The 15,611-nt window shown below is 40.8% G+C and carries 11 protein-coding genes; 1 reads left to right on the forward strand and 10 read right to left on the reverse strand.

Annotation, left to right across the window (positions count from 1 at the left end; genetic code table 11):
- Positions 1 to 18: 18 nt before the first annotated feature.
- A complete protein-coding gene (locus ACZ48L_RS06220; protein ID WP_025791283.1) occupies positions 19 to 1,530 on the reverse strand; it encodes a GH3 auxin-responsive promoter family protein in 1,512 nt (503 codons plus the stop codon).
- Positions 1,531 to 2,362: 832 nt separating this feature from the next.
- The gene (polA, locus tag ACZ48L_RS06225; protein ID WP_025791287.1) at positions 2,363 to 5,125 is read right to left on the reverse strand and encodes a DNA polymerase I; all 2,763 of its coding nucleotides are present in this window, start codon (positions 5,123 to 5,125) and stop codon (positions 2,363 to 2,365) included.
- A 92-nt stretch (positions 5,126 to 5,217) separates the two neighbouring features.
- Here polA and ACZ48L_RS06230 point away from each other — a divergent pair, with 92 nt between their 5' ends.
- Positions 5,218 to 6,198, forward strand: coding sequence for a polyprenyl synthetase family protein (locus ACZ48L_RS06230; protein ID WP_025791289.1), 981 nt, complete (start codon positions 5,218 to 5,220; stop codon positions 6,196 to 6,198).
- A gap of 449 nt (positions 6,199 to 6,647) precedes the next feature.
- On the opposite strand, the gene deoC is transcribed toward ACZ48L_RS06230, so the two are convergent.
- The 8 genes from deoC to ACZ48L_RS06270 all read right to left on the reverse strand — a co-directional run bounded on the left by deoC (position 6,648) and on the right by ACZ48L_RS06270 (position 15,221).
- The gene (deoC, locus tag ACZ48L_RS06235) at positions 6,648 to 7,595 is read right to left on the reverse strand and encodes a deoxyribose-phosphate aldolase (RefSeq protein WP_008823451.1); all 948 of its coding nucleotides are present in this window, start codon (positions 7,593 to 7,595) and stop codon (positions 6,648 to 6,650) included.
- A gap of 55 nt (positions 7,596 to 7,650) precedes the next feature.
- Positions 7,651 to 8,487: a CPBP family intramembrane glutamic endopeptidase gene (locus tag ACZ48L_RS06240; protein ID WP_025791290.1), complete on the reverse strand. Its 837-nt coding sequence runs from the start codon at positions 8,485 to 8,487 to the stop codon at positions 7,651 to 7,653.
- A gap of 10 nt (positions 8,488 to 8,497) precedes the next feature.
- On the reverse strand, positions 8,498 to 8,830 hold the full coding sequence (locus ACZ48L_RS06245; protein WP_025791293.1) for a nucleotide pyrophosphohydrolase: 333 nt from the start codon (positions 8,828 to 8,830) through the stop codon (positions 8,498 to 8,500).
- Positions 8,831 to 8,928: 98 nt separating this feature from the next.
- Positions 8,929 to 9,381 carry a D-aminoacyl-tRNA deacylase gene (dtd, locus tag ACZ48L_RS06250; RefSeq protein ID WP_008823454.1) on the reverse strand — a complete coding sequence of 151 codons (453 nt, stop codon included), beginning with the start codon at positions 9,379 to 9,381 and terminating at the stop codon, positions 8,929 to 8,931.
- Positions 9,382 to 9,399: 18 nt separating this feature from the next.
- Complete coding sequence (uvrC, locus tag ACZ48L_RS06255; RefSeq protein ID WP_314694118.1) at positions 9,400 to 11,247, reverse strand: excinuclease ABC subunit UvrC; 1,848 nt, start codon at positions 11,245 to 11,247, stop codon at positions 9,400 to 9,402.
- Positions 11,248 to 11,787: 540 nt separating this feature from the next.
- Positions 11,788 to 12,318 carry an adenine phosphoribosyltransferase gene (locus ACZ48L_RS06260; RefSeq protein WP_008823456.1) on the reverse strand — a complete coding sequence of 177 codons (531 nt, stop codon included), beginning with the start codon at positions 12,316 to 12,318 and terminating at the stop codon, positions 11,788 to 11,790.
- A gap of 94 nt (positions 12,319 to 12,412) precedes the next feature.
- Positions 12,413 to 14,284, reverse strand: a complete 1,872-nt coding sequence (gene mnmG / locus ACZ48L_RS06265) for a tRNA uridine-5-carboxymethylaminomethyl(34) synthesis enzyme MnmG (protein WP_278492243.1) — start codon at positions 14,282 to 14,284, stop codon at positions 12,413 to 12,415.
- A 124-nt stretch (positions 14,285 to 14,408) separates the two neighbouring features.
- Positions 14,409 to 15,221 (reverse strand): transporter, encoded by an 813-nt coding sequence (locus ACZ48L_RS06270; RefSeq protein ID WP_025791295.1) that lies wholly within the window; start codon positions 15,219 to 15,221, stop codon positions 14,409 to 14,411.
- Positions 15,222 to 15,611 lie beyond the last annotated feature (390 nt).

Here is a 15,611-nt window from a genome sequence, read left to right on the forward strand (position 1 = left end):
ACACTTCAAAGCACCTTCTTATTGGTTCATACTCAGCAGCTCTTCAATATTAGTACGACTGTTTGAGAGGCGTGGAATCTTATGTTGTCCTCCGAGTTTTCCCTTTGTTTTGAGCCAATCATTGAAGAGTTCCCTGCGTGCAACCACGATTTCCAAAGGTTGTAAGGTGACGTTATGGAAGCGTTTTGCTTCATAATCAGAGTTTATTTCCTGCAATTTAGCGTCAAGAACTGTAGCGAACTGGGCTATAGAGTCAGGTTCTTTGGCAAACTCAATGAGCCATTGGTGACGGCATTTGGCGTTCGCATCCATATAGATTGGTGCTGCAGTGTAATCTGATATCTGTGCACCAGTAGCCTTACAAGCTGCCTCAAGCCCCTTTTCAGCATTATCCATGATGAGTTCTTCACCAAAGGCATTGATGAAATACTTTGTTCTTCCGGTGATGATAAACTTATATGGGTTGGTAGAAGTGAACTGTATTGTATCGCCAATCTCGTATCTCCAGAGACCACAAGACGAACTAATCAGCATGGCATAGTTGCGCCCTGTCTCTACACCAGACAGTGGAACAATGTTAGGACGGTCGTTTCCAAATTCGTCCATGGGTAAGAACTCGTAGAAAATACCATAGTCAAGCATGAGCGACATGCTACTGTCTGATGGGTCATCCTGTATGCCGAAGAAGCCTTCTGAGGCGTTGTAAGTCTCCATGTAGTGCATGTCCGACTTGGTAATGATCTGCTTATACTGTTCACGATAGGGCGTAAAAGCTATGCCACCATGAAAGAATACCTCCAAATTAGGCCATACTTCTTCCAGATGTTGCTTGCCACTCAGTTCCATTACACGTACTAAGACGGAGAGCATCCATGATGGAACACCAGAAATGTTGGTCACATTCTGCTTTAAAGTCTCATGTGCTATGCGGTCACGTTTCACCTCGAAGTCGCTTAATAAGGCTGTTTCCTTCTTCGGGACACGTACGAAATTGGCTAATGGGTTGATATTTTCAATGAGAATTGCACTTAAATCGCCAACAAGAGAGTTGGATAAGTTGTAGTTAGGGGAGTGACTTCCACCTAAGATGAGGCTCTTTCCATTGAAAATACGGCTCTCTGGATGGTTGCTGAGGTAGTAGGCGAGAACGTCCTTTCCGCCTTGATAATGTATGTTTTGCAACCCTTCATGAGAGACAGGGATAAATTTACTCTTGTCATTTGTCGTACCAGATGACTTCGCATACCATCTTACCTGTCCTGGCCATAGCACATCTCGTTCGCCATGGCGCATGCGGTCGATATCGCCTTTCAGTTCCTCGTAGGTGTTTACAGGTACGTTCTGTATGAAGTCATCGTATGATTTGATGGTTGAGAACAGGTGTTTGCGACCGTATTCGGTGTCTTTTGCCCGTTCAATAAGGTATTCCATGACTTCCCGCTGGATAGTCTCTCCCTCTGTCGTGTAGCGTTCCAGCTCTTTACGACGTGGTTGGAAGTATAACTTGTTTACTATACTGGTAAGACTCATTCAATTTCTATAGCTGTTTAAATTGCAAAAGTACGCTAAAAAAGCTAAACCTTTAGGTTTTTTCTATATTTTAACACAGCATGATACGGGCTTGCATCTTTCTTTTTATGGGGATGTCTGGAACTGTATGTAGGGTGGTTTAGGTTTTCTTTGTTCCTGGTTTCAAGTGTGCTTTTTATGTTATTGCGGGAAAGATAACGTGCTGTTTTGTAAAAAAGATTCCTAACTGCTTTTTAAAAGAGCCTCTTTTGCAATCTAAAAGGGCACCTTTTGCAATGTAAAAGATGCCCTTTTGATGTGTAAAAGGTGCCCTTTTACAACGTAAAACATGCCCTTTTACAAGCCGATTTGTAACTGTTTGATATTATGGATATTACAAGTCTTGCGACAACTCATTTTCTTTTGTTTTCCACACTTACGTCTTTCTTAATCTGTAAGTTTATTTTACTAATGATTATATTTACCCTTTCGACTTTTCTTTTATCCTTTTACGTTTTGTTGAAAAGTATGGGAAGGAGGGTTGAACTCTGTCATTGGTTCTTTATATCTTGTCCAGTGCTGAGGCAATCCTTTCTTATCTTCGCACTACCAGTTTGTTTCCTCTCCTCTGAAAGTTCCTTTTTGCGGGCAAATCTCCGAACTATTTTAAACTTGTTCGTTATATATAATCTATAAAATATTGTTTTATAGTCTATAAATAGTGGATAAGCTCTTTTTGATAGAATCTCTGTAGGAGTCAGAATGTGTCTCTCCATGTTAGCAAAAGAGCACATCCTGATAGGGTAGGGATGATGTTCTTGTGGTGAAAAACCTCTTGTCTGAGCGACAAACGTTAGTGAGCCTCCAACCAGTTCTTGCCCCATCCTGCATCAGCTATCAGTGGTACGTTCAACGGATAGGCGTTCTGCATCTCCTCAATGACAATCTGTTCTACTTTTTCTCGCTCTTCTGGGTAGACAGAAAAGTTAAGTTCATCGTGTACTTGTAGTATCATTTTTGAACGGATTGCCTCTTCTTTGAAACGCTTCCAGATACGGACCATAGCTACTTTGATGATGTCAGCTTCTGTTCCTTGTATCGGTGCATTGATGGCATTACGCTCTGCAAATCCGCGAACGGTGGCATTTCTGCTGTTGATATCAGCCAGATAGCGACGCCGATGGAAGAGAGTTTCGGCATAGCCTTTGGCTCTTGCCACTTCTTTAGCCTGCTCCATATAAGCCTGAACCTTTGGGAATGTGCGGAAATAATCCTGTATGAGTTCCCTTGCTTCATTGTTTGGAATACCCATTCGTTGGGCAAGACCAAAGGTTGTAATACCATATATAATACCGAAATTGGCTTGTTTGGCTTTCTTTCTTTGGGCATCAGTGACCTTGTCAATGTCCTCATGCCATATCTTCGCAGCTGTTGCACGGTGAATGTCATAACCTTCACGGAAAGCTTCCATCATGTTTTCGTCTTCAGAAAGATGTGCCATTATACGCAATTCAATCTGACTGTAATCTGCTGAAAAGAACAAACAACCTTCTTCTGGTATGAAACACTTGCGTATCTCCTTACCATCATCAGTGCGAACTGGAATGTTCTGGAGGTTAGGATCACTGGATGAGAGACGCCCAGTGGCTGTCAATGCTTGATTGAAAGAGGTGTGGATGTGTCCTGTTCGTGGGTTTATAAGCTTAGGAAGAGCGTCAACGTATGTGCTGAGGAGCTTCTTCATCCCTCTGTAATTGAGGATGTTACGAACGATTGGGTGCTTTGCTTCGAGGCTCTGTAGCACCTCTTCGCTGGTGACATATTGTCCAGTCTTGGTCTTCTTGGGCTTGTCCATGATCTGCATCTTGCCGAAAAGGATATCACCCACTTGTTTCGGGCTGGATATATTGAATTCTTCTCCTGCTTCTTTGTATATCTCTTGCTCATATTGAGACATACGTTCAGTGAAAATTCTTGATGTTTCTTGCAGCGCATCTGTGTCCAAACGAACACCACTAAGCTCCATATCAGCCAGTACACGTACGAGTGGCATCTCAATATCCCAGAACAATCTCTCGACACTTAGCTCTTTCAGCTTAGGTTCGAGTACGTTTTTCAGGCGCAAAGTAATGTCGGCATCTTCTGCAGCATACTCATAAATGTCTGCTGGAGAGAGGTCGCGCATGTTCTTTTGCTTCTTCCCTTTGGGTCCCAAGAGCTCTTCAATATGGATTGTTTTATAGTGGAGTAGTGTCTCAGCCATGTAGTCCATGTTGTGATGGAGCTCTGGTTGGATGAGGTAATGAGCAATCATCGTGTCAAACATCTTGCCTTTCAGGGTCACACCATAGTTGCTTAAGACTTCATAATCATACTTGATGTTTTGCCCAATCTTCATGATTTTGTCGTCCTCATACAATGGTTTGAATATTTGAACGTATCTTAACGCTTCTTCACGATTGGCTGGTATTGCTACATAAAACGCCTTCTTTTCTTCAACGGAGAAGCTTAAGCCCACCAATTCGGCACTAATTGCATCGGTAGAAGTGGTCTCTGTGTCTAAACTTACAAACTCTTTTGTCCTAAAAAAGTCACATATACGACGTGCATCATCCTCATTTTCAATCAATTTGTATTCGTATTGTGTCGTTTTAAGGCTCTCAAAACTCGCGTTTTTTGGTTCTTCTGGGGATTGGGGCGTGTTTATTGCAAAGAGATCAAGCTGTTTTTCTTCACTTTTTTGCTTTGTTTCGCTTTTGTTAAGGAACTTGTTAATAAGTGTTTTGAACTCTAATTCCTCAAAAATAGCATGTAGTTTACCTTCATCGGGTTGCTCCAATTTGAGTTCATCTAATTGAAGTTGGATGGGAACATCAGTACGAATGGTTGCAAGGAACTTTGACATTTTGATGTCTTCGGTTGCATTTTCAACTTTATCCCGTAGCTTTCCTTTTATCTCATCTGTATGTTGGAGCATGTTCTCAATGCTTCCGAACTGATTAATCAGCTTGGCTGCAGTCTTCTCACCAACCCCAGGACAGCCCGGAAAGTTATCTGCTGAATCACCCATCAGTGCCAGTAGATCGACTACTTGGGCTGGGGTGGGGATGCCATATTTTGCTTCTACCTCTTTTTCACCTAATGTTTCGTAACCTCCACCATGGCGAGGACGGTACATAAAGACATTTGGGCCAATCAACTGACCATAGTCTTTGTCGGGTGTAAGCATAAAAGTCTCGATTCCATCGGAACCAAAGCGTGTTGCAACAGTACCAATAACGTCATCAGCTTCAAAGCCATCTACTTGCAGGATAGGTATGTGCATCGCTTCTAACACCTGTTTGATGATGGGTACAGAGAGCTTAATATCTTCAGGTGTTTCCTCCCTTTGTGCCTTATATTGTGGAAAAGCGTCATGTCGGAAAGTCTTTCCATGGTCAAAAGCAACACCTATATGCGTTGGTTTCTCCTTTGTAAGCACCTCATTTAGCGTGTTACAGAAGCCCATTACGGCTGATGTATTTAATCCCTTAGAGTTGATTCTTGGATTCTTAAGGAAAGCATAATAGGAACGGTAGATGAGCGCATATGCGTCGAGGAGGAATAGTTTTGCCATAATTATTATTCTGTTTAAGCCGTAAAATTACTAAAATTCTTCCATAATCTCCGATATATTCATTAAATTTGTATCAAATTTCAAGTAATATAATGGATACCCTTTCACTCATAAAACAACCGATTGAGACGGAACTTGGCGATTTCATCGAACTTTTTAACCATGCTCTCGATCATGAAGATGGTTTGTTGCAAACGGTTTTGAACCATATCAAGCAGCGCGCAGGCAAGCGAATGCGTCCTATCCTCATCCTTCTTGTGGCCAAAAACTTTGGTCAGGTTTCTTCTGTAACACAGCATGCTGCTGTGGGTTTGGAGCTTCTTCACACAGCATCTCTGGTGCATGACGATGTTGTAGATGAGGCTGCAGAACGTCGAGGACAGGCAAGTGTGAATGCTGATTATGATAATAAGGTAGCCGTTTTGGTGGGTGATTATGTTCTGTCAACGGCATTGTTGCACGTCAGTTATACACATTCTGAAATTATAGTACGTCGTTTGGCTGAGTTAGGGCGCACTTTGAGTGATGGAGAAATCCTACAACTTGCAAATATTCAGAGTAAAAAAGTTACGGAGGAGGTCTACTATAAGATTATAGAACGCAAGACAGCAGCTCTTTTTGAGGCGTGTGCTGCCATCGGAGCTGAGTCTGCTGGGGCTACAGAGGAGGAGGTCGAAGCTGCCAGACTCTTTGGTAAGAACCTTGGAATTGTCTTCCAAATCCGCGATGATATCTTTGATTATTATGATTCAGAAGCAGAGATTGGCAAACCAACAGGGAACGATCTGGCTGAGGGGAAGCTCACTTTGCCAATCATTTATGCGTTGAATTCTACTGAAAATGAGGAGATGAATGCGCTTGCACGTAAGGTAAAAGCACATGATGTGACGCGGGAAGAGATTGAAAAATTGGTTGCTTTTGCTAAGGATAATGGTGGAATTGAATATGCAGAGCGTCGGATGTGGGACTTCCATGCTGAAGCTCAGAGTTTCATTGATACGTATGTAAAGGATGAAAGCGTACGTACTTCTTTGCAGACTTATCTTGATTATGTTATCAAACGTAATAAGTAAATAGTTGGTTAAGCATACAGGAGGTTATTTCTTATTGGTCTTTGCATAGAAGATAAGGATGAATCTCTAGTTAAGAAATAAGATTACAAATATTGAATACTATCTTTCTTCAAGATAGGAGGTAAACTCTAAAAATCGACTTTGTAAGAAACAGATAATCAATAGGTTATAAAGGGCACTGTAAAAGGTGCCCTTTTGCATTGTAAAACATGCCCTTTTACACTTCAAAAGGGCATGTTTTACTTCTTAAAAGGGCGTCTTTTACACTTCAAAAGGGCGTGTTCTATTTTCAAGTTATGTATTTTCTTTACATTATACATAGCTTCTTTACGGTTTATTCATTCTTTCTTTATGTGTTTTTTATGGGTCTTATTGGGAAATAAGAATAGCGTTTACCACGATTTTAGTCGTGATAAACGCTATCTTTTGTATTCATATGTCTTGTAAGTTTAGAAGAAGTTCACCTCTTCACCAATGATTTCAGACAAGAGAAGATTGGTCAATCGGCTTGTACCCATACGGAACCAATAGTTAGTTAACCATTTTTCGCCTAAGACCTCTTTTACTATTGTGTAGTAGATGACAGCATCCATGACAGTGTTTATACCTCCTGCGGGCTTTAAACCTATTTGAATGCCGGTTTTATCGTAGTATTCTTTGATGGCTTGGCACATGATATAGACTGATTCTGGTGTAGCACTGACTTTTTCTTTGCCTGTACTTGTCTTCAGATAGTCGGCTCCAGCATACATAGAGAGTAGGGAAGCGGTCTTGATATCACGTGCATTACGCAAGTCACCAGTCTCAAGGATCACCTTCATTGGTACGTCACCACAGGTTTGTTTAAGCTCACCAATGGTGTCACATACGCCCTCGTAATCGCCTGAAAGGAACTTTCCGACAGGCATAACAATATCAATATTTGTTGCTCCATCCTTTATCGCAAGGGCAGTCTCAATGGTTTTTACTTCTAAGAAAGTCTGAGAAGATGGGAAGTTACCTGTAACATTGGTTATTTCAACACCATCAACTTCTAAGCTGTCTGCCATTAGTTTGGTGAAACAAGGATAAGCACAGACGGCAGCAACATGTGGTAAGTCAGGGTATTCGCTGTCGAATCGGTTCACTTTTTCTATCATAGCGAGGACCTTTTCTTCAGTATCTGTAGTACTAAGTGTGGTCAGTTCAACGCTACCGAGGAGGAATTTCTTCACTTCAAGGTTATCATTTGCTGATACTTTCTCTGCAATAATCTTCTTCACTGCAGCCTTGACTTCTTCGTCAGTGATGTTGAGATTATACTTCTCTAAGGCCTGGTCATACTCGCTTTTTTCAACGATTCCACCGCTTTTTTGCTCTTGAATGTCTCTTGAGACAGTCTCTTTTATTATTCCCATGTTGTTTATTTATATTTGTTATTTTGATATTTATTTCTTCGTTCGTGCCTTTGCTTTATTGTTCACAATGCTCCTGTTGTACGGTTTTTCTTATGAACCAAAGTGATATCAGTAGACCGATGACAGCGGAGATAACTGATGCTTCTGCACCGAAAGAGCCTCCTGTGAGCCATTGAGGACCGCTTATTTCGGGTGTGATAACACTTGTTACATTGTCTTCACCTGACACAGGGAAGCCTAAAATATTACCTTGTGTGTAGTTCCATATCCAATGGATGCCTATGGGTAACCATAGATTCTTGTTGTATGCATAGGCTGCGCCGAGTAAAGAACCTGCCTCTATGGCTATAGCAATAGACGACCAGAGGGTTGCATTATCGTTGAATATATGCAATCCACCAAAGATTAAGGCTGAAATAACCAATGCAGCCCATAGGTTCCATCGTCTGTTTATTATGCGGAAGAGGAAACCTCTGAAGAAAATTTCCTCTGATACAGCTACAAGGAAGAATAAAGCAAAGGAGAAGAGTTGTTTTTCCCAGTCGAATTGTATGCTTTTTATATGGTAACAACCGCATAGTGACATTGTTGCTGTTACTATAATAAAGTAGGAGAAGCCGATTAAAAGGCCTTTTCCTATGCTTGAAATATCTTTTCTCGGAGCTATTTTACAGGCATCATTGCCTTCTACGTATCTCGTTAAAAGGCTATATAACAGTAGAAGAACAGCTGCCGTAATAAGGAATATTGGTATGTTTATCAGGTAAGAGTTATATTCTGATGCCGTATATACTCCAAATGCTTGTATAGTTGAGCCGATGATTAGGAGAAGAATACCGCCGATTACGAAGATAATGTCTCTCCATAATTTGATGTTTTTATGATCTTTCATACTGTATAGGTTACTTGTTTTTATTTAACTTAGGGTTGTTTATGTGTCTGTTTTTGTCTCTTTTAGTCTTTTTCTCTATGCTTTTTTGAAGCTCATCGGTAAGGTTTACACCCGTTTGATTGGCTAAACAGAGCAGAACCCACAGCACATCTGCCATCTCTTCTCCTAAGTTAGACTTCTCACCAGGCTTAAAACTCTGGTCTCCATAGGTACGAGAAATGACACGAGCTAGCTCTCCAACCTCTTCTGTAAGGCATGCCATGTTGGTCAACTCGCTGAAATAACGAACGCCATATAGCTTTATCCACTGGTCAACGGCCTCTTGTGCTTCTTGTATTGTCATATTGTTTGTTCTGTTTTATATGTCTTTATGGAGGTGAATGCTATTGATTTCTTATCATTTAATGTGCTCTTATAGCGATAAAAAGGTGAAAAATAGCACTATTCCTTGTTCTTTGTATCCATGCAAATGGTGACAGGACCATCATTTAACAGCTCTACCTTCATGTCTGCACCGAACTCTCCTTCACCTACAGGTTTGCCTAATAGCTCGCTTAAAGTGGCACAGAAGTGATTATAAAGCGGTATAGAGACTTCGTGTCGGGCTGCATGTATCCAGCTTGGACGGTTCCCTTTCTTGTAACTTGCCATGAGTGTAAACTGTGATACGACAAGTATTTCACCGTTAATGTCCATGATGCTTCTGTTCATAATGCCGTTTTCATCGTTGAAAACACGTAATCCTATCACTTTCTTTGCTAACCAATCGGCATCTTCTGTTGTGTCATCTTCTCCAATACCTACAAGTATTAGATAACCATCTTGTATGGTTGACTTTGTTGATCCGCCTATTGTTACGGATGCATGGGTGACACGTTGAATGACAATTCTCATAGGACAAATGTACAATATTTATTTTGTTCCATCCTCATTGGGGTGGAAATAATTGTAAACAATGGCTGATTTACTTGCACCTATAGCTTCTGTAAGTAGTTGGATATCAGCTTCTTTTACTCTATTTACGGTCTTAAACTGTTTGATAAGTGCTTCTTTGGTCTTTGGTCCAATACCTCTTATGTCGTCTAACTCGCTGTGTAACTGATGTTTAGAACGTTTATCTCGGTGGAAAGAGATAGCAAAACGGTGCACCTCATCCTGTATTTGTGTGAGTACTTTGAACAGTTCGCTTTTGACATCTATGCCTATTGTTTGTGGTGGGAAGCCATATAATAGTTCGTTTGTGCGGTGACGATCGTCTTTAGCAAGGCCTGCTATAGGAATGTTGAGGTGGAGTTCGTCCTCAACAACTTCTCTTACCACTTCCATCTGCCCTTTTCCACCGTCCGTAATGATAAGGTCGGGCAGGGGAGTACCTTCTTCTTGCATCCTAGAGTAGCGTCTCCTGACAACTTCCTGCATGCTGGCGTAATCGTCAGGGCCCACAACTGTCTTGATATTATACTTGCGGTAGTCTTTCTTTGAGGGCTTCATTCCTTTGTAAACAATACATCCTGCTACTGCATCTGTACCTGATATATTGGAGTTATCAAAGCATTCTATCTGGTAAGGAAGCTTTGGTAGCTTCAATTTTTGCTGTAATTCACGCATCAGACGGGTCTGCTTTTGCTCTGGATTCAGCTTTTCCGTTTGTTTTAATCGGTCGAATTTATATTGTTTGGCATTCATTTCTGAAAGCTCAAGGAGGTGGCGTTTGTCTCCCCTTTGTGGTATAAAGAACTCTGCTCCTTTTACTTTGAAGTCTAATTCGAATGGTACTATAATCTCTTTTGCCGTACTATTGAAACGTCCACGGATCTCAAGTATGGCTTCATTGAGTAACTCTTCATCGGTTTCATCGAGCTTTCTCTTGTATTCATAAGTGAAACTTTGATTGATAGCACCGTTCTTTACGTGGATATAATTGATGAAAGCGTTCTTCTTACTATCGTCATCTACAATTGTAAATACATCAACATCTGTGATATTATGGCTAACAATTTCGCTCTTTGCAGCGAAGTTATCGAGAGCAAGGTAGCGTTGTTTGCATAATTCCGCATCCTCAAACCTTAGTTCTTCTGCGTATTTCTCCATTTGTTTTTTGAGCAGTTTCTGAACTTCACGAGTGTTACCTTTCAGAACTTCTCGGGCTTGTTTGATAGCTTCTTGGTAGTCTTCGTAGCTTTGTTTGTTGATACATGGAGCTCCACAGTTGTGTAGATGATATTCTAAACAAGGCTTGTATTTACCTTGTTCTATGCCTTCTTTTGTAATAGGGAAGCGGCAAGTGCGTGGTTTGTATACCTTTTTAATAATGTCTAATATGGCATACATACTACTGATATGGCTATAAGGACCGTAAAAAGTGCCATACCGCTTGTTGATATTTCGGGTTTTGAATATTCTAGGAAAGTACTCGTTGGTTATGCAAATGCTTGGGTATGTTTTGCCATCTTTCAACAAAACATTATATTTTGGCTTGTATTGTTTGATGAGTTGATTCTCTATCAAAAGGGCATCTTCCTCGGAATTAACGACGGAATAGGATATATCATGAATCTTTGAGACGAGAACTTTTGTCTTAAAGCGATCTACCTCCTTGTAGAAATATGAAGAAACGCGCCGTTTAAGATTCTTAGCTTTCCCTACATAGATAATGTTGTGGTCTGAATCATAGTACTGATAGGTGCCAGGTTTCTCTGGCATACTCTGTACAATGGCCTTTAAATGGGTTAAACGGTTTATGTTTTCTTTTTTAATCATTTGTCGTAACTCCTCTGTACTAGGGCTTTATAAGGTGTTTGGTTTCACGTGAAACATGAAGAGAGGGCGTTGAAACAATAGCTGCTTATGCTGTGCTGCGTTTGTATATTTTGATTTGTATGCCCCAAACTCCTATGGATGTATAGGAAAAGTCTTTCCTCTCTTACCGTATAGTCTTATCTTTTATTCAGCAGTTTGTGATCTCTCATCTTGCAAGGCTTTATCTTTTATCTTGCAAAACTTCATCTTTTATTTTTCAAGACTTTATCTTTCATTTTACAGGACTTCATCTTTTATTTTACAAACTTGTATCTTTTGTTCAACAAACTCTACTCTTTCGGCTTCGCAAAGTTATCTTTTCTATACTGAAAGCCAGATATCCTATGCGGTAATTCTATACCTTTTATTATATTAAGCACAATCTCTTGTTTCGCAATCTTATTGTTTTGGTGTTGTGAAAGCTGTTCTTTTGTTTTGCAAGACTTGATCTTTCTTTTTGCGAAGGTGTGCTTATTGCCTATTGGCTGTTTCTTGTTTCTTTTAGAATTGTAGGAGAGACGTTATCTCTATGTCGTCATCGAACAGCTCACGGCTGTGTGGAAATTCTTCGTGTAGTTCAATGATGAAGTTACAATAAACCTTCTTTGGATGGAATTTTTTCACGAGATCGCATGCCGCTTTCATTGTTCCTCCCGTTGCAAGTAGGTCGTCGTGTAAGAGAATAATATCATTTTCGTTGATTGCATCCTTATGGATTTCTATGGTGTCTGTACCATATTCCTTTGCATAAGTTTCTTGTACGGTCTCGCAAGGGAGCTTTCCTGGCTTCCTACATAGTACCACTCCAGCACCAAGTCGGGTTGCTACGGCTGATGACATTACGAATCCGCGACTCTCAATACCGACGATTTTGGTCACACCTTTATCCTTATAGAGGTCAACCATTTGGTTTGTGATTTCCAAAAGGGCCTCTGGTGACTTGAATAGGGTGGTCACGTCGCGGAAGTTTACTCCTTTGATAGGCCAATCAGGGATACATCTTAGATTGTCTAATAATAGTTGTTTGTTCATTTTCAATGTGTTATGTAGTTATTCTTTGTGCTCTTGTTTCACGTGAAACTACGTCCTTTGCGTTGCGCAGAGCCTTATATTATTTTTCTATATATTATCGTCCCATCAATACTAAGAGCACATTTATGTCGCTTGGGCTAACCCCTGGTATGCGACTTGCCTGTGCTAAAGTCTCTGGTTGTACGTGTTCTAATTTCTGACGGCACTCTGTTGAGAGGTCATGAAGCTCACTATAGTTGAAGTGTCCTTTGATTTTTATATCTTCAAGGCGGTGCATTTTTTCAGCAAATACACGTTCTCTATCAATGTAACCCTTATACTTCATTTTAATTTCAGCAGCCTCTGATATCTCTTCTATACGATTGGGGGATGCTTCTATAGCTTCTTTCAGACTTGGAATCACCTCTGATAGGTTCTTGAAATTGACTTGTGGACGTGCCACGAGATCGGTTATCTTCATTGAACCTTTGATGGGTGCAGAACCTATTCTATCGAGGAAACTGTTAACAATATTGGGCTTAACGACTGTATTATCACAGAAGTTAAGGATGCGATTGATGTTCTTTTCCTTTTGTATCCACCAGTCATAACGGTCACGTTTGGCTATACCTATATTATAAGCACGCTCTGTTAGGCGAGCATCTGCATCATCTTGGCGTAGCAATATACGGTATTCGGCACGTGAAGTGAACATGCGATAGGGTTCATCTACACCTTTTGTTGTTAGGTCATCTATGAGTACTCCGATGTAACTTTCGTCCCTATTCATGATGAAAGGCTCATTGCCACTGCAGAGTAGGGCAGCATTTATACCTGCAACTGTCCCTTGTCCGCCAGCTTCCTCATATCCTGTTGTGCCGTTAACCTGCCCTGCGAAGAACAGTCCTTCAATGATTTTCGACTCTAATGAGTGCTTTAATTGTGTCGGATCAAAGTAATCATACTCTATAGCATACCCCGGTCGATATATCTTTGCATCGCGTAATGCAGAGATTTTATGTATAGCTTCAAGCTGAATTTCCCAAGGCATACTTGACGAAAAGCCATTGAGATACATCTCATTGGTGTCTGTTCCTTCAGGCTCCAAGAAGAGTGGATGACTGTTTTTGTCGGGGAATGTAACGAGTTTTGTCTCTATTGAAGGGCAATAACGTGGTCCTGTACTTTGGATCTGACCATTGAATAGAGGCGAATCAGCCAATCCACTGCGCAACACTTCATGTACTTCTTCGTTCGTGTTACATGTCCAACAAGGCAGTTGTGGTAGCTTCCGTTGTGGTCCAAAGAAGGAAAACTGGTGATAATCGGTCTCTCCTGGCTGCGGTTCCATATCCTCGAAGTGTACCGAACGGCGATCAATACGCACAGGAGTACCTGTCTTCATGCGCTCAGATGTGATGCCATGGCGTGTGATACTCTCTGTAAAATGGTGTACAGCAGGCTCTGCACAGCGTCCACCTTCCACTTTTCGTTTACCAATATGCATCAGTCCGTTGAGGAAAGTACCAGCTGTGATTACCACAGTACGGGCATATATCTCTATTCCCCATATTGTTCTGATACCTAATACCTTACGATCCTTTACCAATAGTTCGTCTGCTTGGTCCTGAAAGATGTCAAGGTTATCCGTATGGTCGAGTATAGTACGCCATTCCCAGATGAATTTTCCACGGTCACATTGTGCTCGTGGACTCCATACTGCAGGTCCTTTAGAGCGGTTCAGCATACGGAATTGTATCGCTGTAGCGTCCGTAACGAGTCCCATATAGCCTCCAAGAGCATCTATCTCTCTGACTATCTGTCCTTTAGCTATACCTCCTACAGCTGGATTACAGCTCATTTGACCAATCTTATTCATGTCCATTGTTATCAAACAAGTCCTTGCACCCATGTTTGCAGCTGCTGTTGCAGCCTCACAACCTGCGTGTCCACCGCCGATAACAAGTACATCATACTTGAATTTCATCGTTCTTTTACAAAAGTATAGGGGCATAATACCCCTAATTTATACCGACACAAAATTAAGAAATAAAATCGAATTACACCTATATTATAAGTAGAAAAGTTCCTTTGTAAACCTCTCTAATCTCTTAATTCAGCAACCATGCGATACCCAAACCGATGTTACTGTATTTTGAAAACTCGTTGAAGGATATGTCATAGTATGCGTTTATGTGTAGCCGTGGTGTAACCTTATAATCCAGTCCAAACTCACTCATAAAGTTAAAGTGACTATCTTTCCCTGGTTTTGCCCAATCATCCTGTCTCTTTGAGTTATATCGATTATAGCTTTCTACGAAGAAACTCCACTTGTCAGTAGGTTGATAAGTGAGGTTTGCACCGAAGAAAAGGTCAGGACTTTCAGTGTCTCCATCCCATTCTCCTCCCATATCATATCCTAATGTGAGCTTACTACTCAGTTCGTTTTCGAACAATAGGTGTGCTAGGAAGCCTACATGCTTTGGCAGATAGTGGGCATGACTGCCCCCAGGGATGAGCACTGTACCCATAAAAGCGACCTTTGGAAATATCTTTCCACCCTCATAAACCTTGATTTTAGTACCAATAGAGGCATTGGCTATACCACCAAAATTACCGTCAGGTGTATGAGTAAGACATTCATCTATCTGCAATCTCACTTCTGCCTGTGGGGTTAATCCGAGTCGGAACATAGATGTGTTAATAGTGAAAGTATGTGCATGTTCACCGTTTCTTCTGTCCCATTCAAGTCCAATACCAGTCTCCCAGTCAATCTTTCCTTGAGGCATTATGCTGACACCTGTCGTTGCACCGGGTGCATCAGGCGAGAAATCCTCTGTCTCTTGTGCCATGGATTGAAGTGGGATGAGTGTGAGAAGTAGCAGATATAATGCTATTTTCAAGCTTTTTGTCTTAGAGGTCATTATTGTTCTGTTGCTTTGATAAAGAGATATAAACTCCAGAGTTTAAGATGATCCCTTATTGTTAATCTTCTATTAAATGGTTTTTTATCCTCGACAAAGATACGTAAACTTTACTTATAGTCTGTGTTTTTTCAAATGAAATATTATGAGTTGCGTTTTTTTCGTCATAAAGAAAAATGTTTCTTTTCGTTAAAATAACGCATGTTTTTCTGCTAAAGATATCCGTTTTCTTTGCTTTTTGGTATCGGTTGATGGTCGGATTTCATTTTTATTACTATCTTTGCAGACCCAATCCCTGATTTCGAGCAGGGTAATGTACATATATACTCATAATAAAATGGCTATGCTTTGCATAATATAAGATAGCAAGTTGTGCCCAAACTATTAAAA

The organism is Prevotella histicola, assembly GCF_055385135.1.